The sequence below is a fragment of the Paenibacillus radicis (ex Xue et al. 2023) genome (assembly GCF_024722015.1).
Taxonomy (GTDB): domain Bacteria; phylum Bacillota; class Bacilli; order Paenibacillales; family NBRC-103111; genus Paenibacillus_S.
Window position 1 is genome coordinate 22519 of record NZ_JANQBD010000023.1, and the last position, 22913, is coordinate 45431.

The window sequence follows — 22913 nt, forward strand, 5'->3', positions numbered from 1 at the left end:
TAATGCCGAAAGCGGGACTCGAACCCGCACGATAGTCACCTACCGCAGGATTTTAAGTCCTGTGCGTCTGCCATTCCGCCACTTCGGCAAAGGCATAACTTAAAACCAACTATTATCGTACTTCCACGTTTGTATAGGATAAGTCCATACAATGATTAATTCAAGGGAATTGGGGTTATGGGCCCTGAGGGACTCGAACCCCCGACCAATCGGTTATGAGCCGACCGCTCTAACCAACTGAGCTAAGGGCCCTTGATGAATTGGTTGCGGGGGCAGGATTTGAACCTGCGGCCTTCGGGTTATGAGCCCGACGAGCTACCGGGCTGCTCCACCCCGCGTTGGTTGGTTAGCCTGTCATAGCGACGAGACTTATTGTACAACAGATGAAAAAGAAATGTCAAGGAAAAATTTTCACATTATTTTATATTAAATAACGCACACCAAATCGACCCTTTTTTGACCGGAATACTTCAACCTCTTGAGGGCATTCATAACCGTAAATCCACCAATCTTCTTCCATTCGTTTAGCCAAACATCCTGCTTGAAACTTGCTCTCGTATAATTTAACCCAATAAATCCAATTCATAAGGTCTCACTCCACTTTATTAAATGTATATTACTGCTTATGGGGCATATGGTTAGCATAACCAAAAAGAAGTTCCCTTATTTGATTCAGGAAACAAATTTTCCCCACTTGGAGAGGCGATTAATCAAAGGTATAATATTACATAAGATATGCACATGCTTACCATATCAGTGTATTACGTTGTCTCAACATGTGCTTTCTAATGATTACCTAGTGCATATTTGAGCTCACGCATTTCATCTCAGTTTGAGCCCGCCAGGGCATTTTAGGAGGTGACCCATATGTTATATGGCATAGCAGTCTTTCCATCACAAGAAATTAAAGAATTTGCGAATCATTATCGAAGAAGATACGACCCGCAATTTGCATCTATCGAGCCGCATTTGACGCTTCGTGCACGTGAAGACTGGACAGAAGAACAGTTGCATAAGGTCCATAGCCATTTGAAGCATGTAACGGCAGCCTGCAAGCCACTTGAGCTTCATTTCAACCGGTTCTCCACCTTTTTCCCGGTTAATAATGTAATCTACATGGCTTTATCCGACCCTGAACCAATGGAGGCTTTATACAAGCTGTTATGCAGCGGGGTACTTGAGGAAATGAACAAACCCTACGCCTTTACACCGCATCTGACGGTAGCTCAAAATTTGGACGATGATGAGCTGCATGATGTGTTCGCCAGCCTTAGACCGAAATCCTTGGACATGGGCTGTACCATCGATCGTATAGTGCTCTTGAAACTGTCAGATGATGGTATATGGCGGCCATTGGAACAATTTGCATTGGGTGTTTAAATCAATCCTAAGCCTTTGTAAGCTGAATTAAACGTAAGAGTAACTCCTAGCTCCCTAAACAAACAAGCCGACCCTAGAGGGTCGGCTTGTTTGTTTAGGGAGCTATTCAATATGGATAAGGACGGAAACTATTGAGTAAACACCCCAAGCAATCGTTTGGAGTCACCCGCAGGTGTTGAGAACCATTCATACAGCTTAATCGTTAATGGACGTTCCAACTGCTCGGAAGTCGCGTCCAGCATAATGTTATTTTCACCTGTTATAAGACGGTTAGCACCGATAAAGCTAATTTGCTTTGTTCCTATCAAATTATTCGTAGTGTTGTAGATTTCCAACTGCAGCTTGGAGAAGCTTGCATCAACCTGTATTTGCTCGGCCCTTTTCAATTCAAGATCAAATCTGGCTTTGTACGAATAAGTCATATCACCTTTACGATTATACAAAGGTGAAACTGTCCAATAATTGATTTTCGCATCAAACGGATACACGCTGAACTTATCGTTGCCATCCATTTGCTGCAGGTTAATTCCGTATGCCGCAATTGTTGTTTTGTATGGCGCAGCTTTTTGTGTATCATTGACTCTTATGACCAGACCTGTGCCCTTTTCAGAAGCCGGAAGTGTATAAGCATAGTTGATAACTAATCCAGAATTTGGCAATATTCGCTGAGTTGCTATGTTTTGGCGATTACCTGTATAGGTAAATCCGTCGGAGCTTACCAGATCGGTTTGGAATACAGGAACAGCTATTGGCTGATCGCTCTTATTAAAGAGCTTGAATTTAGCAGTAACACTCTTGGACCCTTCGTCTTCATTGTCATTCATGTGCATTTCAACTACGGAAACATTTAAATTCGGATGAATTAACTCACTCAACGTATCAAATTTCATCGTCTCCCCCATTTGGTAAGATGAATATGATGCCGGTGCGGAAACATTAGGTAGAAGTATGCTCAATCTGCCAACATTGTATTTGACCGTTACGGGCTGTCCTCCTTGACCACCACTCGATTGTGAGAACTGTTCAGGTGTCAATACATTGATGCTGGACAATACAGTGTCATTATCCGTAGGGACGGCATAGTGAATATATTTTTTTTCATTAGCCTCAAGGATAATCTCGTCTTGTTCAATTTTTTTACCTGAAAAGGACTGGGTTTCCGACTTACCGTCAATTACAAATTCAGGAAGTTTTTCACGCTGCTGAGCAGGATTCGTTACCAGAAATTGAACGACCTGAACCGTTCCCTTATCCGTTACTTCCTTCTCAATGCTAACCGGCTGGTATTGAAGCGGTGAAAGCAAGGATGGAACCGCAAACGGTTCGCCCCACTTCTTAACTGCTGCAGGATTCGTAATGGGCATGTCACTGCCCTTCCAAGCTTGACCATTGATAGGTACGGCTACCATTAAAGTTTCCTTCTTCGGGTACACATAATAGTCTACATCGGTCCAGTTAACCTCAGACAGAGTAACTGTATCCGTACGATCAATATCGCTCAAATAGCTCAGCTCAGTATTGGCCTTAGGCTGAATGGACTTAGGATTCGAGGCGCTTGCCTGCAAAATATATTCCACGCCTTCATTCGTTTTCACACGCACCTCATATTCCGGTACACGGGAGATAGAGGAACCGTTATTCCTCATTCTTACTATAACGCCAATCCTCGTTCCTCCCAACACATGTTCGTTCAAAACACTCTTAATCTCCACACTCATAATATCATTAAGCTGATAGGTTGTGCTCCCAAGTGCTTCTGCAGCACTGTCTACTGGTTCTGCTGCTATAGCTGCATAGCTTGATGTCATTAGTGAAGTAGATATAACTACAGATGCTACTGTCTTTTTCCAATTTATTTTCACTTGTTTCTCCTCCAGTTAGTAGAAATTATTTCGCTAATTGAACTTTTTCTTTATCCTTCAGCTGATTTTGTCCGAATATGATTAGCTGTTCCCCTTCCTTAACCCCGGAAAGCACCTCTTGATTTGTTTCATTCAAGCGTCCCAGCTGTACCTTGCGTTTCTCTGCCGTGTCGCCCACAAGCACGAATACGAAAGTATCCCCGCCTTCGCGCACCACACTTAGTGTTGGTACTGTAATAACCACTTCGTCCTTCTCCTCTGTCAATAAAAGCTGTACCTTGCTGCCTGGTTTAAGCTTCGTATTTGCATTAGGTACTTCCAGCTCTAACGAGTAAGATTTCGATTGAGTGCTCATAACATTAGCTAAGTAGCTGACCGTTCCTTTTAGCTTTTCTGTGCTGCCGGGAATATAAAAGCTCAATTCGTTTTTGCCGCGAACTAATGCAGCAGACGCCTCAGTTAATTCAGCTTTAATTTTAATAGGGTCCAACTGTTGAACCTGTGCGGCTCTAAACCCACCGGACAAGCTCATGCCCACCTCGATAGGGAGCTCAGTTAACACACCGCTGACAGGAGCTTTTAGCTCCAGATTGTCTAAAGTACGATCAGCTTCGCGAACAGAAAGAGTGGATGATTCCATTTGAGTTTCCAGTTGTGACAAAGAATTTGTTGTTTCCAAAGTATTCAGCTTATTTTTGGCGCTTTCCAAATCCAGCTTGATGTTGTTGAACTGCGTTTCCATTTGATCTAATTGGAACTTGGTAATAAGACCCAAATCATAGTCATTGCGTGCTTTGCTGTAATTTTTTTCGGCGTCTTTTACGGCTGTCTCTGTTTTAGTTACGGCATTTTGCAAATCAACCTTTGAGTTAGCCAAATCTTCCTTGGCTTTTGTCAGCTGCTGAGAGGCACTCTTTACACCCAGGACTCCTCTTTGCTTTTGCAATTGCACATCAGTAGGGTCCAGCTTAACAATAACTTCACCCTTTTGAACGGAATCTCCACGTTTCTTATAAATTTCCAGCACATCGCCATTTACTTTCGTTACTATATCCATGGAGATTGAAGAAACAATGTCAGCAACTTGCTCCTGTGGATCTCCAATTGACTTTTTAGAAATCTTATCTACCTTTACCGTCTTTAAGACCGTTTCTGCAGCATTTGGCTGTGGCTGGGCAGCCGGACTGGTGCAGCCTGTTATTAGAGCTGCGCTCAAGACAACGGCACCCACCACTTTCGTACTTTGTTTAACTGTATTCATGAGTGTCAAGTTCATTTGCCGATTCTCCTTTTCCTTATATCCCTAATAGTTATTAGTGTGTAACGGGAGCTGACTGGGATGCAGACTCAGTATCCGCTTGATTCTTTTTATTAACTAGTCTTGATGCTCTGCGTTTTAATCCTTCTATTAATTCATAAACAATCGGTACAACAAGCAAAGTAAGGAAGGTTGAAGTTGTCAAGCCGCCGATAACAACAACCGCCAAGCCCTTCGAAATAATTGTACCTTTGGATAATCCAAGTCCTAGTGGTGTAAGAGCCAGAACAGTAGCTCCCGCTGTCATTATAATCGGTCTCAAGCGTGTCATTCCCGCTTCTACTAAAGCATCACGAACGCTGTAACCAGCTTCACGCAGCTGCTGCACGCGGTCTACAAGTACAATCGCATTCGTTACAACGACACCTATAAGCATTAGGAAGCCGATCAAGGATGTAATGTTTATCGATTCTTTAGTGAATAGAAGCCCGAACAAACCGCCGATCGCCGCAAGAGGAAGCGAGAATAGTATCGCGAACGGCGCGCTCGCATTACCAAAAGCAAGCACCATAACCAAATATACAATAAATATGGAAGCACCCATGGCAATAAACATTTCACCAAAGCTCTTCTGAATATCGTCAGTTACCCCTTTAACTTCAGTCCGGACGCCCGAAGGAAGCTCTACCGATTTTAGAGCAGCAGCAACCTTCTGACTGACGCCTCCCTTATCCACATTATCAATTTTGGCCGTTACACTGACGATCTGTTCTTGCGCTTCACGACCGATAGCCACTGGCGCATCGATTTGGCGTATTTTTGCAATATCATTAATGGAAACTGTCAAGCCAGTCGCCGTTTTGATCGTAAACTGACCCACCTTTTCAATGGAATCTTTAAAGCGGGAGTCCAGCATTACCTTCGTTTCATAAGTAATATTATCAAACTTCAGGTCACCGATCGCTTCTTCAGCCAACCAACTGCGAACAGTCTCCATTATTTGTGGTGAGGTTAATCCATACATTCTCGCTTTATTTTGATCAACCGTAATTTCTACCTCTGTTTTGGATTCACTTAGACTATCTTTAATATCAATCAACTCAGGGAATTCTTTCATTTTCTCTCTTACCGCTGCTGCACCCGCCTTTAATTGGTTAAGATCCTCGCCTTTCAAGGCGTAAGAGAAATCCGCTCCTCCACTAGGAGGCCCTCCGGAAAGCAGCATTACTTCAACATTCGCACTTTTTGGTACTGCATATTCGATGTTTAGTTTTAAATCTTTCACAACCTTCTTAGCATCCGAAGCTTTGGAAACTTCAGCAAAAAACTGAGAACGGTATGGAATCCGGTCCGAACCGCCATTGTAGCCCGTTAGTGATTCGATATATACAAAGGTGGGCTTTCCGGCAGAATCTTTTGACTCTCGCATCATGGCTTCAATTTCTTTTACTTTGGCGTCCATCGTTTCCAATTTCGTTTCACGTGGCATTTTGATCGTAACCTGCATTAATTTATCTGCTTCACTCTCCGGCATAAAGCCTACTGCCAAGTTAGGAATAGTCACAACAAGTGTTACTATAAACATGAGGAATGCAAGCAAAAGTGTTTTAATTCTGTTTTTTAGCGACCAGTTCAATGCTTTTTTATAAGTTAATGCCATTTTTCCTACATGATTTTCATCGTGATGAGGAATTTTCTTACTGTTCATTACCAAAAGCTTAGCTAGCATAGGAATTACCGTTAATGCCACAATCAAAGAAGACATCAGGGCACATACCAGGGTAATCGCGAAGGGCCGGAATACTTCTCCGAGCACGCCGCTTACCATAGCAATCGGTGCGAATACCCCTACCGTAGTAATAGTAGAAGATGTAATCGCTGAGGCTACCTGCTTAGTCGCCAGCTTGATGACAGATTCATTACGATCCTGCGCTTTCAATAGCTGGCTGTATATATTTTCAATAACGACTATACTATCATCTACGACCCGGCCTACGGCAATCGCCATACCGCCCAAGGTCATAATGTTTAATGAAATATTAAGTGGAGCCATTAACAATAGCGTCGTTAAAATAGATAAAGGAATGGAGACCAATACGATCAAGGTCATACGAATATTTCTTAAAAAGAGTAAGATCATTACGGAAGCCAGAATGGCACCAAGCGAACCTTCCTGTAACATTCCGCGTACCGAATCTTTAACATCAACCGCAGAGTTGTAAATGGTATGGAACGTAATATTCGGATAAGCTGTCTTCCATTGTGCCATTAGCTTATCTGCATCATCGGCAAATTGTACGGCATTAGCATTTTTTGTTTTAAATAAATGGATCCCAATCGCCGGCTTGCCGTCCAATCTTGAAATGAAGGTTGATTCTTGAATCGCTTCTATTTTGGCAAACTGCTTCAGCAGCAGCGTGTCACCAGATGGTGCGCTGATTTTCATATTTTCCAAATTGTAAATTGTGTTCAATTCCGTTTTTACACGAACCATTTGTGTATTTCCACTAAAATCAACGGATCCCGTAGGACTTGACATCAATGCAGCCTTGATGCTGCCTGCAACCTGTGCCGGTGTAAGGCCATAGTTGTTAATTGAGTTGGCATCGAGTTTTAGGGTTAATACCGCCTCCTGATTCCCGATCGAATCGACATGGTCAATCCCTTTGATACCGTTAAAGCCTGGTAAAATAACGTCTTTGTATACTTTATCAAGATCATTCTGGTTCATACCGTTATTGGCATAGGCCGACAAGTAATAAACCGGTTCCGATGCAAAGCCCATGGTAGCTACTTTAGGCTTTTCGGAGCTTTGTGGCAGCTTAACGTTAGAAATCAAGCTTTCAACATCTTTCTTAACATCATCGGGCTTCTTGTCTTGCTCCAGCTCGATAACCACCTGAGAAAAATTGTCGCTTGAGTTAGAGGTTAATTTCTTAATCCCTTCCAAGCTGGCAATCGCTTTTTCAAGCGGCTTTGTTACATCCTCCAGCACATCTTTAGGCGGCGCTGTATATTGGGTCGTAACGATGACAACCGGGAACGTAATGTCCGGCATACTTTCCATCTTGAGCGTGGTCGCTGCATAGGTCCCGCCCCCAAACAGCAGCAGAATCAAAATGATAACGGCTGCGACGTTTTTCATCGAAAACTCAGTTAACTTATTCATCTCTCTACTCCTCCATTACTTTTGCTGACTTTTTAGACGAAGCTTTTTTGGCTACCCCTTCAATTTTATTATTAAAAAATAGGAATATTTATTCACTTGGTGGAAACAGCCGTTCTCGTCTTTCATTCCATTCCTCCTCCAAGCCATCCAAACGATTCAAAAACATCTGGTGCAGCTCTTTCATTTCGATAAATCTTCGTTTAGAAATGTCATGAGATTGCCGCTCTGGCTGTTCAATATTTTCCAAGCTGTTAAACAGATGTAAAGTTGATTCAATTTGCTGCAAAACGCGCCTCATTTTAATAATGCTGTTCTGAACCGCGGTCATACTGAAATCTTCGGATATGTAATAATAATCTTTGCGGTCGCTGCTGGTAGGCAGTTTTTGGCACATTAAATGCTTTTCAAGAGTTCTCACCTGAACGCTGATTGCTGCTTTAGTGACACCGAGTTGATCCGCCATTTCTTGAAGACTGACCGGTTCCGCTGCAAAAAGCAAATAAGCAAAAATTCTCCCAACCAATGGGCTGAATCCTTCATTTTCAAAGCTCAGTGACATGTGGTCGCTCATTTGCTGCTTAAGGCTGGAAAATGAATGATCTGATGGTTTCATAGCAATCCCCTCAATTTTGCACATTATGATCGTTAAGATTGTTGTTAACGATAATAACATAAAACCTTTTGAAAAATGTGTCAATACATTTTTAGAAAAATTAACCAAAGGTTCATAAATGGGACCAACCTCAATAAACCGCCCTGGCATGCTTATCGCATTGTCGCTAGGGCGGTTTATTGTAATTTTTGTTATTAATCTGTAGTTGAGAACCAATCAATTTTTTTAGTAGCCAGCAGCTTTTTCTGGCCCTGGAACGAGTCGTATATGCTGAGCTTGTACGTTTTAAGCGTTTCTAATTTATAAATAAGATCTTGGTCACGCTCGATAATTTTAACGCCGTCGTGCTTACCCAGCTTCAACTTCGTAATGTTAACATCATCACCAGTGCTTTCAACAATAGAGTCGCTAGTATCAAAGTCTTTAAAATCAAATTCTCTGCTAAACGTTTTATTGCCGTTTTCGTCTTCCAAACCAATAATCAACTTGCGGCCTTCTGTATTGGATTCCATCAATAAATTTTTGGTTAGTTCATAATTAAAGGTGAGCTTCAGTTGGCCTTGCAGCAACCAGGTGTTAATATGGTTCATTGAGAACGTATACGGCAATATGTCCACATTCATCAAATCATCCTGAACAGTCCGATTTTCGTTAGGAAGCCAGAAAGCTGCGGCATTAACATAAGCATCGGGTACGGCATCTTTCTCGGTATATTTATCGTCCGTCACTGCTTCCCCTATCATAATATGCACATTGGAGGACTGGAAGCCTCTAGGGAGCGTTCCAGATAGAAACAATAAGGCAGAGGCGTTAGGACCGATCTTTTTCTTAATTTCTGATACAGCTGCAGGATATACGGTACCATCCGTCGTCTTGAATTGAGCGACCAGCTTGGAAATATCCGTGAATCGTTTCTCCAGATTCGTAGCTTCAAGCTGAACAGTGAAAATATCGGCTGTGTCACCTGAGTAGGTTTTGATGCTTCTTACGTTGTAGCTCGCATTGCGCCCTACGTTTGTCATCTTGTGAGTTTCTCCGACATTCAGATAAGGGATATTCAGCAGCTCGGAGCTATGCGCAAACTCCAACAGCTCCTCCTTTTCCGTTTCACTTGTCTTCTCCTCAAGAACGAGCTTAACTGTAGTAAATTCATAGGTGTAAGGCATTTTTCCAATGAATTGAAAATTAGCCGAAGCCCCTTTGGCCAGCCCGATCGTTTTATCCGTCTTGATCAGCTTGGCTTCTACCTTCACGTTATCATCCAGCATGAAATAACCGGCCAAATCAGGAATAGGAAGCGCCTCTACTCCCTTATTCAGCAAAGTAATATTTGCCGCCAAAATATCCTGGTCCTCCCAAGGTAAACGTTGGAACGAGTTCAGCTTGGTTGTGTAGGTACCCTTCTTGTTTGAAAAGTTATATTCAATACCTGTAGCTACCGTATCCGTAGCCGATACTGGAGGAAGCTGGAAATAAGCAATCGGCAGATTAAGCTTTAATTCAGCAGACTCCTGGACAATTACCAGCTGCCAGCCTTCTGTACTGACGGCAATCGGAACGGAGCCGGATAGCTCCACCTCTTCTTTTACTTGAGGATTAATGGTTAATTCCTTATTTTTCTTCGCATCCAGCGGGTACATGTATCCTTCTGCTGTACGCAGCAAGTATTGATACCCTGGAACTTTAGCAGAACGATTGCCTATATTCTCCATGTTTAAGATGACGGTTGGCGAATAGTTCTTCTCATTTTTGGTCAGAAGTACTTTTTTTATCGATGTTTTCACTTCGGTTCCAGTCATATTAATTGCATGTGAATCATCTGCAGGTGTCACAGTCGAATAATTGTCAGGAACAGCAATATCGCCGATCTTACGTTCGAAATTGGGCTGGCTGAAATCCCATTTTATGAATTCGAACATCAGATCATTAAGCTCTGTAGTCTCATTAAGAGCTGCGTAAAAATTTATATCCTGTACGGATTTGGCTGAAATTTTGTTTTTGTCTTTATCCTGGGGCAGTACCCGGACTGATATTTGATTACCGGACTTTGTCAGCACATGAACCCAATAATCAATGAAGAGTAAGTCGGTACTGCTTTCGTTATGGACACTCACTGTAAAAGTAACGGTCTTGCCTTTTTGCTCAGTAAGCATAATAACATTCTTCAGTTCAAAAAAACTGCCGCCGTTCAACGATACTGTCCCGAGAGATGGAGCACTGCCTGTAGATAAAGTACTTGATGAACTGCCATTTGAGGGCGGAGCTGTCGAGCTGTCAGCGGCAAATGCCGGGACAGCACTACCGAAGCTCAGTACAGCTGCTATTAATAGTACAACGGTTGCATTCTTCTTACTTCTCATGGTGTAATTACCCTCTTCCTCCATTTATGGGTCCATCGGGGTTATTTTTGAGCTGCTGGAGCATCGCGTCGCCATCGGTCTGCCATTTTTTTAACGCATCCCGAACTTGAATTTTCCCTTGGGTTACATCGTTAAACAAACGCCGTCCAATATCTTGCACTTGATACAGATTTCGGTTGTCTCTATAAATCTTGCTATCCGGTTGAGGAGCCGGTGTTAGTGTTGTGAAAGCTTCGATGTGGAATTGCACACCATCTTTAGGTTTGATGTACTTTTTACGGGTAACAATCTGGTAAGAGCTGCTTGACTTGAGACGAGCCCAATCCTCGCCATTAATAAACTTAATGAACTTCCAGGCATCCTCAATGTTTTGAGCCTTGGCATTGACTCCCATGATTCCATTCATTCCGATTTGACCGCCCATATCCGGCGCTTCAGGATGGACAGGCAATGTTACAACATCCCAGTCGATTGGTGTAAATCCTTTTACATTTTGAGCATTTTTATTGGCATTATTGATTTGACTGATTTGCCCATAATTAATAATCGACATGGCCACCCGACTTGACAAGAAGTCATCGAACTGGAACGGGTTAAAGCTCTCAACGCTTGTGCTGTTCATAGCACGACTTTTCATCATCGCCGGCTCTTGCTGAGTAGGTGTCACTTTGTCCTGCGATAGCTGGAGCATCTTCTTCCATACTTTTTCCCACTGGTCGGTATCAACGGTCATATGCTCCGCTTTCTCATCGAACATACTCAGCTGCAAGGGAGCCGTGTACATTTGCATCGAGTAAAACATATCCCCCATGGATTGGGTAGAAAACGAGAAGCCAAATTTGCGGTCCTCACCCTCCCCTTTAGTTAAACGTTTTGCCAGATCAAATGTTTCATCCCAAGTCATTTTATCTTTCGGATAAGCTACGCCCGCTTCGTCAAACATCCTTTTATTATAAATAAGAGCGGATGAACTAAAGTTCGGCGCCAGCGCATACAGCTTGCCATCGCCCATCTTCTTTAATCCGTCAATTACAGCCGGAACCATATCCGAGGTATCGAATTTATCCTTGGTGATCATAGGGTCCAACTGCGTTAACATATTGCCCCCGATCAATTCGCCAAGCTGGTCATAGCCTACCATTACGACATCCGGCGGATTAGCGCCCTGCATCACTTCCTTAAGCTTAACCATTGGATCAACCGGCTTCGCATTAGGATCCTGCCTTCCGTAGCGGAAGCTTTCATCCATCGTAGGTATCATTTCCAGCTTGATAGTAGGATTGGCAAATTCAAAAACCTCCGTAAACTGCTGGCGGAAATATTCATCATCTCCATATCCGAAGCTCGTTGCGATTCTAAGCACTCTTTCCGTCTTGCTGTCACCGCTTTGCGTCTTGCTGCATGCAGCCAATAAAGGCAAGGTAAGACTCGTACATACGGATAATACCAAGGCTTTTTTTACATAGGGTTTCATTCTAGCACTCCTCCAAATATATCATTCTTAAATCTGTATAAAATATAGTACTATAATGCTTTAGGTGGGCGTATTATGATTTTCTCCCCATCAAATTCCATCGAAGCTTTGTTATCAATTTTGAGTGCTTGCAGGTAGGCTTTTGGAATTTGCATTCTCCCTGCCCGGTCTAATACGACATATTCCTCATGCGCATCTTGAATGGTATTCGAATGCTGCCCATCAGAGGTCCCAACCTCTACCTGATCCAAATTCGGATTTCGTTTGATAAATTCCGTGCTGGTCATGCCATCGCGGATAGCTACTACACGATCCACTTTACCGGCAAGCGCCATATCATGGGTAACAATAACGATTGTGACTCCAAGCTCCTGGTTCAACTTACGGAAAATGTCCATAATCATATCGGACGTTTTCGTATCGACAGAGCCAGTTGGTTCATCAGCCAGCAGAAGCGACGGTTTGTTAGCCAGAGAGATGGCAATAGCGACACGCTGCTGCTCCCCGCCTGACAACTGCTGAAGCTTATTGCCCATCCGTTCCTTAAGCCCGACCCATTCAAGCAGCTGTTTGGCATAAACCCGGTCATACTGACCGCTCAGCATCATTGGCATTTCAACATTTTCCAATGCGGATAAATAGGGAACTAAATTGCGCGCGTTATTCTGCCATATGAAGCCAACCGTTTTACGTTTATACTGTACAAGCTCTTCGTCGCTGATCTTTAGCAAATTCCATTCTCCAACCTGTACCTGTCCGGCCGAAGGACGATCAAGACCGCCCAGGATGTTGAGAAGCGTTGATTTACCGCTGCCGCTGTTTCCAATGATCGCCATCATTTCGCCGTTGGTAATAGAGATGTTAAGGCCTTTTAATGCAACAACCTCGATATCATCCGTTTTGTAAATTTTGACGAGCTCTTCACATAAAATCACCGCTTATTTCTCCTCTCCGAGCTTCACGGCTTGATGCACCCTCAGCCTACGTATATGAAGGAACAATAATCCTGCTCCCGTAAGCATCATAAAAGCTACCACAATATACAGTTGATCTGTATCTCTCGCGTTAAATACGACCCGGAAAGGCGGAACCTGAGTCTTAACATTCTCTGCAGTTTGCAAGAAAGGCAGGAATAAATAGCTGGTCAGCTTGCCGATTCCAACTCCAAGTGCAATTGAAAGCCCTGCAGTAAAGCCCTGCTCGAGAAGGAGCATGCCCGTCAGCTGTCTACGAGACAGCCCCATTGCCCTAAGCACCCCAAACTGCACAACCCGGCTGGAGAGATTGAAGAACCAATACAGAATGTAACCAACCAATGACACAAGCACGGATACAAGGAAGCCGAGACTCAGAATCCCGAATACACCGCCCCTGGCAGGATGTTTTTTCTGCGTTATAAGCTCGTTGCGGACATCCTTCATACTTGCTATTTGAATTTGCTTGGCATTCAACGCTTCAATAAGCGGTGCTGCCTTCGCCCCATCTTTCATCTTTAGCCAAACCTCATAAGGTGTAACGGGTGCTTGATCATAAATATAATCCAAATTAGCAATGAAGAACGGCATCTGATCCGGATATTGACTTGGCCAATAAGGCACAGTTGCTACGACAACAAATTCAACCAGCTGCTGCTGGATGGAAATGCTAATGATATCGCCTTCCTTGATGTGGTTCTTCTCAGCAAAGGAGGTTGGCACAATAACAGCCTGCTCATAGGTTCCCAACAGGTTCAAATATTGATAAGGATGCGCCTTGAACAAGTCATTTCGGAACCAGGCCACCTTCGCAAAATCAACATTATCAATCCCCATCAGCATCCCCTGTCCAAAGGATTTGCCGGACACTACAACATTTCCTTTAGTACGCAAAACGCGGGCTGCGTGTTCTACTCCCTCCATCTGCTGGTACACTACAAAGGGCGGCTCAACGTACCGCAATTTAGGAGGTGGTTCTTCCATCCCTCCTCCAGGGTTCCCCCCGCCGGCTCCGCCGCCCTGCTGTCCACCGCCAGAATTGCCGCCGGCTCCTCCACTTCCTCCCTGCGACCCACCTGCCCCGCCGTTTCCGCCTGAGCCACTACCGGAGCCGCCAGCTCCTCCATTTTGTCCGCCGGATTGATCCTGTGGCAGGTCGTCAGAAACACCATCCCAGACAGCTTGAATGACAATGTCCGTTCCATAAGCATAAAGCGTTCGATCCGTTGAGTTCAGATCAATCGTCCGGGCCGCCGAGGAGTTATATACGCCGAGACCTAATGTCAAGATCAACAATAGCATCAGCGGATAATACGATTGTGCGGAACGAGACAGCTGTGTCAATGTCAAGTAAACCGGAACTGGCAAGAAGCGCTTGCCCAACCAATTCCACAGCTTTAGCAGCCAAGGAAAGATGCGAAGAAAAAATAACCCTAACGCAATAATGGACAATGCCGGTACAAAAAATAACAAAGGATGTACCTGCAGCTGATCGGTGGTCAATCCGGTTTGAGCGGATAACACTTGCCGTTGGTCAAACAAATAGTAGCCATAGCCCACAATTCCGATCAGCAGTACATCCAGAAACCATTTTTGCCAAAATGGAGACCGATCCGAACGGGCCAGCTTTTGCTTATAGCTGACAATTGACGCCCGTGCAAATACAACTGCAGGTATGACACTCGCGAGCAAAGCTATTACAACGGCAACCACGCCATAGGTTATAGCTTCAACCGATACACCTATCGGTACTGATTGACGATCCACAAAGGTCAGGAATCCGCTTGAGGAGCCGATGCTCTTAGCCATGAACCAGCCAAGCACTGGACCGATAATCAATGCTGCAACTCCGAGCAGCAGTCCTTCCAGTAAATAAATACCGATAATTTGCCTTGTGCTGCCCCCCCTGCTGCGCAGAACAGCAATGACACTGCGCTGACGGTCCAACGACTGTCGGGCATTCATCACGATATAATAGAACACCATCGCAATCATCGGGGCTGCTAATGTAAATAGCAGGATTTGAAGCTGTAAGCTTTGTGTTTTGAATTCCTTAAGAATCGGAATAAACGACAGGTCTACCCTGGTGTTTTTCAATTTCTGGTACAAGGTGACATCAAGCCGCTCCAGCGTATTTTCCAACGGCGAGAGCTGGCTCGTTTGAATATTCCGCAAATCAAATGCGTAGTACCAATTCGCCAGGTTCAAAGGAATTTTTTTCTGCTTTAATATGTAATCTTGAAAACCGGACTCGCTCATGAAAAAAGTATTTATAAGGCCTTCCATCCCTTGAAACCAGTAAGGATCATTATCGTCCTTGGCCTTAATGGTGCCGGCCACCCTAATCTTTAGCGGAGCAATACCAAGCCCTCCACTGATCGGATACGTAAACACATCCCCAATATGTATATCGTTACGATACATGGCTTCTTCCAAAATAACCGCTTCAACAATACCACCGGTTACTTGATCGGAGAACCATGCACCCTGCTTAATTTCGGCACGTTCCTTCAGGCTGTTTTGTGATAACAGAGTCATCTGCCGCTTTTTGCTGGGATCTACCTTCTGGGGATCATCCGGTGTCAGCTGAGAAGCCCTGATGGAATAGCTCTTGACGTAAGCTTGATATGGAAATGCGATGTCCTTAGGAAGTTCATTCTGTATGTATTGGTCCGCATCGTTCAATGAATCCAGATCAGCCTTGTCATTGCCCGCCACTTGAAAACGGATCAGCACGGAGCCGGCAGGTAAACCGCCTGTTTTCTCTTGGAGCGACTTAGTGACGACCCTTTTCAAAGAACCGTCCGCGTACATGGGAATGCTCGTCGTAAAAGCTACCGCCATTATCAAGCCAAGCAAGGAGCTTAAAGTCAACCAGCGCGTATTCCACATTTTACGGTATAAAAAACGAAGCATTGGGATTGACATTATCGGCCCACTACTTTCTGTCCAGACGTTAGTCCTTTAATAATCTCGACGTCAGTAGCCGTTTGCTGACCTATTTCCACATCCACTTCCTTCTTATTTCCTTGTTCATCTACGACCTGCACATAATTACGACCGGAGTAGGAACGCAGTGCAGCTAATGGAATAGTGATTGCTTTTTCTTTACGCTGGGTTATAATGGATACGCTTAGAGGCGTTCCTCTATTCAATCCTTGAGGCAGAGCATCCAGCTGTACGACTAAATAATTATCTATCGTATCTATAGGCTTCGGCTGTCCATTGCCTCCATTATTGCCTTGAATATAGCCTCCGTTATTGTTCCCATTGCCGTTGCCATTGTCCACCTTAGGAATGGGCAGCTGCGTAACTTTCCCCTTGTGCTGGCCGGCTCCATTAATATCAACAACCGCCTCCATTCCGACGGAAACCTTCTTCAAATCCTCGGTGTTCAATGTTGCCACAACCGTTAACTGCGATAAATCTGCTATTGTCGCAACAACATCATAGGCTTGGGCGGAATCCCCTTTTTTCATATAGATCGTAACGACAGTCCCCGCAAAAGGTGCAGCCAATTTGGCATTCGCAATTGTGGTTTCGAGCTTAACCAATTCTTCTCGTCTCAGCTCAAAATCTATTTTGGCCTGCTCCAGCGCCTCAGCGCTCATTTCATCCGCTTTGCGCATGGATTCAATCATAGCCAGCTCATCCTTGCGTGTTTGCAGCCTTTGCTGCTTCAGCTTGCTCTCCTGCTCGGTGACATCCAGCTCGGCAATGATCTGTCCTTGCTCCACCTTATCGCCATTCTTAACATTCATCGCTTTTATGCGACGGTTGGCTTCATCGGTAAAATACAAATCTTCTTCCTTGGTTGCCATCATTCTGCCGGAGCCTCTAACCTTTGTTTCCAATGTTTCAGTTTTCACTACATATTCCGGCTTCTTAGACAGCTTGGGAGGCGCGATAGCTGGCAGTGTCTCCTCCTCATCCTCCTTGGGCAGCAGCGAGCAGCCGGAACTAACTGCCAACAGGGCAGCCATACATGCGATTAATACAGGCCTCGCGGCTCGTCTATGTGTTAATAAATTTCCCATCCACCATTTCGAATACATGGTCGGCAACCTCCATAATTGTCGGATCGTGTGTTGTCATACATATGGTAACTTGCTCGGTTTGAATAATATCACGGAAAACGGCCATTACCTGTGCCCCCATTTGTGAATCCAGCTCGGCCGTTGGCTCATCCGCTAATAAGAGGCTAGGCCGATGGGCAATCGCTTTTGCAATAGCAACACGCTGCTGCTCGCCTCCTGATAGCTCGAAGGGACGATGGTGCATTCGCTTGCCTAGCCCTACCAAATCAAGGCAGTGAGCTGTGCGTTTTTTCCATTCAGAACGAGGCACATTAGCCATTCGGAGTGCCAGCTCTACATTTTCCCAAGCCGACAGCAGCGGCATCAAAGCAAATGACTGGAATATAAACCCAATTTCCTTGCGCCGTACCAGTGTCCTCTGGTCGTCACCGCTTTGATGGAAAGGATGCCCCATGAAAATAATCTCTCCCTTATTAGGCTGGTCCAATCCGCCAATCATATTAAGCAGTGTAGTCTTCCCTGAGCCCGACCGACCCTTCAGCATAACAAGCTGCATCGGGAACAAGGCCATATCGATTCCCTTCAGAACATCCAATTGACGGCCTCCTACTGAAAAAGAACGTTCTACACCCGTTACAGTAAGCAGAGGTTTGGTCTCATCAAATTGGCGTGGGGCGAATAAAGAATCGCCGCTTGAAGAAGCTGATGTTTCTGAAGCATTCTTATCAATTAGCATTGATGATTCCGCTGCTTCCGTTTCACCAAGAGATCCCCTCAAATCATCTTGTTCTGATACTTTTGATTGATTTTGTTTCATTCCATCTGTTTCTGATTCTGATATCACCTCTGTAGAAACCTGTGCCTTGGAATCAGGATCCCGCTTCGCTGCGGTACTTCTGGTTATGCTTTTGGATCGAAGCCAACCCATCATCTCGCGATGCCCTCCTGCCGGTAATATCTATGTATCAAGTGCCTTTAATATATTCCCAATTATAGACGACTTAAATCTTCTAAAAGTTACAATATATATCAATAAAAATTATTTTTGAATGTACGCGACTGATATTTACATTTATTTACATTTAAGTGGATCTATATGGAAGATTAGTTTCACGGTCCTTTTTTGTGTAAACACATACTTTTGTGGGGGAGGGCTGGATGTGGGGCCACCGATTATTTAAGTGAATCTATTAATTTTTTTGCAGGGGACTTATTCTTCCCATAATGAATCAGTCAAAGTATTAGCGGATGTAATCATTCCGCTATGACATGGAAAACACAAAAAAACAGAGAGATAACGGAAGACCTAATTCCGTTATCTCTCTGTTTGTTTGCATAGTACTCGTCGTTCTTACACATAGCGGAATCCCGGCTTCCGCTATCGCCTTAAATTGGAGGCGGAAAATTAAATAACGGAATTTTCAGTTCCGTTCAGGACCATTAGAGCACATAGCTGCTCCCCTCGCTATCCGGATATAAAAAGGAACTCACTCTAAATGATTGCATACCGTAAAAATTTTCCTCACTCCCCGTTTAAACGGAGAATACAGCGGTCTTCTTCTTGTGAATCTCTTGAATGCATCCAGCTATAAAAAGTTAGTGCCTACCGTTAGCGCATAGAGCGAAACTTCTGCGAATGCTCCTTCGCTTGCTCCACAGTTGTAATACGGTTGCGGCCCCATTCCATCAAAATTCGATCAATGTAGCGGAAATGCACCTTACCGGCAAACACAGCTTCCTTCAATCCGGCCAGAATAAGCTGTTCAGGATACTGGTCCTTGTCGAGCCATCCTGTAATGGACTCAAGCTCCATAGGAGTGAGCGGACGACCAAATTCCTTCTCGAAAATGCTGAAAATATCTTTACGCACGACCGGCTCGATTTGCTCCCGCGCCTTTTGCCGCTCCATCTGCTCATCATACCAGCAGCCTGCCAGCCGTTCCAGCAATGGGCTGAAGTTATATTTCTCGCATTGCATCCCGGTGACAAGATCAATGTCTTCATCTATTGTCAGCAGCCCTTCCTTCAACAGCTTCTGAAGTGCTGCGATAACTTTCTCCGGACCTACGGACATCCGTCCTTGCAATTCCTCCAGCGTAGGGAAATCTTTACGCTCTTTTTCAATCAAGGCCATGACATGAATCATTAGCATGACCTCAACCTCATTCAATTTCAATTGAGAATAATACTTCAGCAGCAGGTAGGGAACCTCAATGTTCCCTTCCCTCCAGCCTGCCACAAATGCGTTCTGCAGGCCAATCCGCTCAGCTTCGTTTCGTTTCATCCGTTCACCTCTTTATTCGATACTTCTATGGATACAACCTATATAGCAGCCTTGGAAAAGGTATCGTCTCCCGTACATGATCCAAGCCGCAAATCCAGGCTACTGTACGTTCCAAGCCCAGCCCGAAGCCGGAATGAGGTACAGAGCCGTATTTGCGCAAATCCAGATACCATTGATAAGCTTCTTTGGACAGCTCATGCTCCGTAAAGCGTTCCTCCATCAGCTCCGGATCATCGATCCGCTGGCTGCCTCCGATAATTTCTCCGTAGCCTTCCGGCGCGATCATATCGGCACATAACACCACTTCAGGACGGTTTGGATCCGGCTTCATATAGAATGCTTTAATTTCCGTCGGCCAATGAGTGATAAATACCGGCCTGTCATAGTTTGCTGCAATAGCGGTTTCATGAGGAGCCCCAAAGTCCTCTCCCCACTCGAATTCATGGCCGTTCGCCTTCAAGAAATCAACCGCTTCATCATAGGTAATGCGCGGAAAAGGGGCTGTGATTTTCGCAAGCTTCGTTACATCTCGTTCGAGTACCTCGAGCTCCTTCGCGCAATGCTTCAGCACCGATTCAATAATATAGGAGACGAACTGTTCCTGCACCTCTAGATTTTCCTCATGCCCCACAAAAGCCATCTCAGGCTCAATCATCCAGAATTCGATGAGGTGACGACGCGTTTTGGATTTTTCAGCGCGAAACGTCGGGCCGAATGAATAAACACGGCCAAGCGCCATCGCTGCGGCTTCCATATAGAGCTGTCCACTTTGAGTCAAATATGCATCCTCATCGAAATATTTGGTGTGGAACAAATTCGTTGTTCCCTCACATGAGGATGGCGTCAAAATCGGCGGATCCACCAGTTGGAAGCCTCGTTCGTCAAAAAACTGCTGAATGGCACGAATAATTTGCGCACGTACAACAAGAATCGCCCGCTGCCGGGGGGTACGGATCCACAGATGACGGTAATCCATCAAATAGTCGACTCCGTGCTCCTTGGGTGTAATCGGATAATCGCTCGTAATTTGGATGATCTCGACTCCAGTAACATTCAGCTCAAAGCCGCCTTTACTTCTCGTGTCTTCACGCACTGTTCCGGTCACGTACAAGGAGCTTTCTTGAGTCAGCTTTGCCGCAGCCTCCCATACTTCTGGCGCTACTTCACTCTTCACAACTACACCCTGGATGTAACCGGAGCCATCACGCAGCTGTAAAAACTGAATTTTACCGCTTGAACGCTTGTTGTGCAGCCAGCAGCCTATCGTGACGGTATCATTTATATGCTTATCAACATCACGGATCATGGATAATTTTCGACTCATGTGGACCAATCATCCTCTCTAATTCTATTTCCAACATTTTGTATGCCTCTCGAGACCCTTCATTTATTATACTACATCTTCCTTGCGGTCTAAAATCAGCCGATGCGTGTCGCGGGCGATCACCAACTCTTCGTTGGTCGGAATTACCATCACCTGTATACGTGAATCTCCCGTGGAGATGATGCGTTCCTCATCAGATCTCTGAACATTAGCTTCTTCATCCAGCTTTAAACCAAGGAAGGTCAAATTGCGGCATACGGCTTCCCGCAGCTCCGCCGAGTTTTCCCCGACTCCCGCTGTGAAGACCAATATATCCAAGCCATTCATTGCAGCTGCATAGGCGCCAATATATTTACGCAGCCGGTATTCATACATTTCAAATGCAAGCGTAGCATTCCGGTCACCAGCTTCCATCGCCCTTACAATTTCCCTCATGTCGCCGCTTATGCCTGATATCGCCATTAAGCCGCTATGCTTATTAAGCATCAAATTAACCTCATTGAGAGTAAGCTCTTCCTTACCCATAGCAAACGGTACAATAGCTGGATCAATATCCCCGCTGCGAGTTCCCATCATGAGCCCTTCAAGAGGTGTCATACCCATACTGGTATCTACGGAGCAGCCGTTCAATATAGCTGCACAGCTTGCCCCATTGCCGATATGGCAGGTCACAAGCTTCAGCTTATTTAATGGCTTTTGGATTAAAGCTGCCGCTCTCTCGCTGACATAAGCATGAGAAGTGCCATGAAAGCCATATCTGCGAATTTGATGCTTCTTATACAGCACCATTGGAATCGGATATAAGTAAGATTGCGGCGGCATAGTTTGATGGAAAGCTGTGTCAAACACAACGACCTGCGTTACATCTGGCATATTATTCTCAACCGCTTGAATTCCTAGCAAATGCGCTGGATTATGAAGCGGCGCCAGATCGAATAATCGTTTGATCTCCCGTTTCACTTCCTCATTAACGATTACCGAGCTTGAGAATGATTCACCGCCATGTACAACCCGATGCCCCACGGCATCAATTTCTCCCATCGATGACAGTACTCCATGGTCTTTATGCATAAGCATGCCGAGAACCTTTTGGATAGCTGTCGTATGCTCCAGAACCTCCGCTACTTCCCTGATTCCTTGCCCATCTGCAGGATCATAGCTAATAATTGCAGAATCCATACCGATCCGTTCTACTTTCCCTTTAGCCAGAACCTCTTCATTATCCATATTGTACAGTTGAAATTTTAATGACGAGCTTCCTGCATTGATAACTAAAATATTCACAAGCGGTCGCCCTCCCTGTCGTAGCTGAAAAATCCTTGTCCCGTTTTTGTACCCAGCTGTCCAGCACGCACCATTTGCTTGAGCAATACAGACGGTCTGTATTTTACGTCCCCAAACTCCCGGAACATCCGTTCCATGGCATCCAGGACGGAATCCAACCCGAAGCGATCCGCCATCTCCAATGGGCCGTAATGAAAATCATAGCCAAGCCTCATCGCTGAATCAATATCCTCAGCAGTTGCCACCCGCTCCGATAAAGTATGCATAGCCTCATTAATAAGCACGCAAATCAGTCTGGTAGTTACGAATCCTGGTGATTCATATACTTGAATGCCGCGCTTTTGAATCGTATTTTCAACAAATTCCTTCGTAAGCGAAAATGTCTGCTCGGAGGTTTTCAACCCGCGAATGATTTCTACCAAATGAACCTTGGATACGGGATGCAGAAAATGAACCCCGATTACTCGTTCCGGCTGTGTCGTAACAGCCGCAATCTCGGTCAAGCTAAGCGTGGACGTGTTGCTGGCAAGAATGACCTGCGTAGGACATATTGCATCCAATTGCTGAAAGAGCATTTTTTTCTGGTCTAAATCCTCGCTGATAGTCTCAATAACCATCTCGCAATCAGCCAATTTCTGCATATCTGTCTCTTTATGTATTCTGGACATAATCAGCTTCTTCTCCGAAGTAGTAATCGCCCACTTCTCCAGCCGCTTATCAAGGCTCATTTGGATATATTCGAAAGCCTGCTCTAACTTCAACGGAGTTCTCTCCATGAGAAAAACTTCCAAACCTTGCTCCGCCAACATCTCAGCTATTCCCTGGCCCATTGTTCCGGCTCCGATAACGCCAATTTTATTAAATTGCATAGCTTAATCTCCCCCTGCCAAACAA

The 22913-nt window shown here is 44.8% G+C and carries 15 protein-coding genes and 3 tRNA genes; 1 reads left to right on the top strand and 17 read right to left on the bottom strand.

Features of this window, described 5'->3' with window-relative positions:
- Positions 1-3: 3 nt before the first annotated feature.
- The 3 genes from NV381_RS27210 to NV381_RS27220 form a co-directional block, all read right to left on the bottom strand.
- Positions 4-88 (bottom strand) — tRNA-Leu (locus NV381_RS27210).
- 90 nt (positions 89-178) lie between these two features.
- Positions 179-252 (bottom strand) — tRNA-Ile (locus tag NV381_RS27215).
- A gap of 9 nt (positions 253-261) precedes the next feature.
- Positions 262-338: transfer RNA gene (locus NV381_RS27220), tRNA-Met, on the bottom strand.
- A gap of 529 nt (positions 339-867) precedes the next feature.
- On the opposite strand from NV381_RS27220, the gene NV381_RS27225 reads away from it, so the two are divergent.
- Positions 868-1380 carry a 2'-5' RNA ligase family protein gene (locus tag NV381_RS27225; protein WP_258216450.1) on the top strand — a complete coding sequence of 171 codons (513 nt, stop codon included), beginning with the start codon at positions 868-870 and terminating at the stop codon, positions 1378-1380.
- Between the two features lie 128 nt (positions 1381-1508).
- Here NV381_RS27225 and NV381_RS27230 read toward each other — a convergent pair whose 3' ends face one another.
- The 14 genes from NV381_RS27230 to NV381_RS27295 form a co-directional block, all read right to left on the bottom strand.
- Positions 1509-3242, bottom strand: a complete 1734-nt coding sequence (locus NV381_RS27230; protein ID WP_258216451.1) for a hypothetical protein — start codon at positions 3240-3242, stop codon at positions 1509-1511.
- Between the two features lie 25 nt (positions 3243-3267).
- The gene (locus NV381_RS27235; RefSeq protein WP_258216452.1) at positions 3268-4518 is read right to left on the bottom strand and encodes an efflux RND transporter periplasmic adaptor subunit; all 1251 of its coding nucleotides are present in this window, start codon (positions 4516-4518) and stop codon (positions 3268-3270) included.
- A gap of 37 nt (positions 4519-4555) precedes the next feature.
- Complete coding sequence (locus NV381_RS27240) at positions 4556-7669, bottom strand: efflux RND transporter permease subunit (protein WP_258216453.1); 3114 nt, start codon at positions 7667-7669, stop codon at positions 4556-4558.
- A gap of 88 nt (positions 7670-7757) precedes the next feature.
- Entirely contained in the window at positions 7758-8282 is a 525-nt protein-coding gene (locus NV381_RS27245; RefSeq protein ID WP_258216454.1) for a GbsR/MarR family transcriptional regulator, read from the bottom strand.
- 194 nt (positions 8283-8476) lie between these two features.
- On the bottom strand, positions 8477-10642 hold the full coding sequence (locus tag NV381_RS27250) for a hypothetical protein (RefSeq protein WP_258216455.1): 2166 nt from the start codon (positions 10640-10642) through the stop codon (positions 8477-8479).
- A 7-nt stretch (positions 10643-10649) separates the two neighbouring features.
- Positions 10650-12116, bottom strand: coding sequence for an ABC transporter substrate-binding protein (locus NV381_RS27255; protein ID WP_258216456.1), 1467 nt, complete (start codon positions 12114-12116; stop codon positions 10650-10652).
- Positions 12117-12166: 50 nt separating this feature from the next.
- A complete protein-coding gene (locus NV381_RS27260) occupies positions 12167-13051 on the bottom strand; it encodes an ABC transporter ATP-binding protein (protein WP_258216457.1) in 885 nt (294 codons plus the stop codon).
- A gap of 3 nt (positions 13052-13054) precedes the next feature.
- Positions 13055-16018, bottom strand: coding sequence for an ABC transporter permease (locus tag NV381_RS27265; RefSeq protein WP_258216458.1), 2964 nt, complete (start codon positions 16016-16018; stop codon positions 13055-13057).
- Complete coding sequence (locus NV381_RS27270) at positions 16018-17145, bottom strand: efflux RND transporter periplasmic adaptor subunit (RefSeq protein WP_258216459.1); 1128 nt, start codon at positions 17143-17145, stop codon at positions 16018-16020. Before NV381_RS27270 ends, NV381_RS27265 begins: the two co-directional genes overlap by 1 nt.
- Entirely contained in the window at positions 17105-18058 is a 954-nt protein-coding gene (locus tag NV381_RS27275) for an ABC transporter ATP-binding protein (protein ID WP_258216460.1), read from the bottom strand. Before NV381_RS27275 ends, NV381_RS27270 begins: the two co-directional genes overlap by 41 nt.
- A 678-nt stretch (positions 18059-18736) precedes the next feature.
- Positions 18737-19411, bottom strand: a complete 675-nt coding sequence (locus tag NV381_RS27280; RefSeq protein ID WP_258216461.1) for a DnaD domain-containing protein — start codon at positions 19409-19411, stop codon at positions 18737-18739.
- Between the two features lie 25 nt (positions 19412-19436).
- Positions 19437-20735 carry an asparagine--tRNA ligase gene (gene asnS, locus NV381_RS27285; RefSeq protein ID WP_258216462.1) on the bottom strand — a complete coding sequence of 433 codons (1299 nt, stop codon included), beginning with the start codon at positions 20733-20735 and terminating at the stop codon, positions 19437-19439.
- A gap of 66 nt (positions 20736-20801) precedes the next feature.
- Positions 20802-22019, bottom strand: a complete 1218-nt coding sequence (locus NV381_RS27290) for an acetate/propionate family kinase (protein WP_258216463.1) — start codon at positions 22017-22019, stop codon at positions 20802-20804.
- On the bottom strand, positions 22016-22888 hold the full coding sequence (locus tag NV381_RS27295) for a 3-hydroxyacyl-CoA dehydrogenase family protein (RefSeq protein ID WP_258216464.1): 873 nt from the start codon (positions 22886-22888) through the stop codon (positions 22016-22018). Before NV381_RS27295 ends, NV381_RS27290 begins: the two co-directional genes overlap by 4 nt.
- Positions 22889-22913: the final 25 nt, after the last annotated feature.

What these genes read in the sequence shown, in the direction of transcription:
- NV381_RS27225 (WP_258216450.1), top strand. Translation starts at nt 868, where the DNA reads ATGTTATATGGCATAGCAGTCTTTCCATCACAAGAAATTAAAGAATTT.
- NV381_RS27235 (WP_258216452.1), bottom strand. Translation starts at nt 4,518, where the DNA reads ATGAACTTGACACTCATGAATACAGTTAAACAAAGTACGAAAGTGGTG.
- NV381_RS27240 (WP_258216453.1), bottom strand. Translation starts at nt 7,669, where the DNA reads ATGAATAAGTTAACTGAGTTTTCGATGAAAAACGTCGCAGCCGTTATC.
- NV381_RS27245 (WP_258216454.1), bottom strand. Translation starts at nt 8,282, where the DNA reads ATGAAACCATCAGATCATTCATTTTCCAGCCTTAAGCAGCAAATGAGC.
- NV381_RS27250 (WP_258216455.1), bottom strand. Translation starts at nt 10,642, where the DNA reads ATGAGAAGTAAGAAGAATGCAACCGTTGTACTATTAATAGCAGCTGTA.
- NV381_RS27255 (WP_258216456.1), bottom strand. Translation starts at nt 12,116, where the DNA reads ATGAAACCCTATGTAAAAAAAGCCTTGGTATTATCCGTATGTACGAGT.
- NV381_RS27265 (WP_258216458.1), bottom strand. Translation starts at nt 16,018, where the DNA reads ATGTCAATCCCAATGCTTCGTTTTTTATACCGTAAAATGTGGAATACG.
- NV381_RS27270 (WP_258216459.1), bottom strand. Translation starts at nt 17,145, where the DNA reads ATGTATTCGAAATGGTGGATGGGAAATTTATTAACACATAGACGAGCC.
- NV381_RS27275 (WP_258216460.1), bottom strand. Translation starts at nt 18,058, where the DNA reads ATGATGGGTTGGCTTCGATCCAAAAGCATAACCAGAAGTACCGCAGCG.
- NV381_RS27280 (WP_258216461.1), bottom strand. Translation starts at nt 19,411, where the DNA reads ATGAAACGAAACGAAGCTGAGCGGATTGGCCTGCAGAACGCATTTGTG.
- asnS (WP_258216462.1), bottom strand. Translation starts at nt 20,735, where the DNA reads ATGAGTCGAAAATTATCCATGATCCGTGATGTTGATAAGCATATAAAT.
- NV381_RS27295 (WP_258216464.1), bottom strand. Translation starts at nt 22,888, where the DNA reads ATGCAATTTAATAAAATTGGCGTTATCGGAGCCGGAACAATGGGCCAG.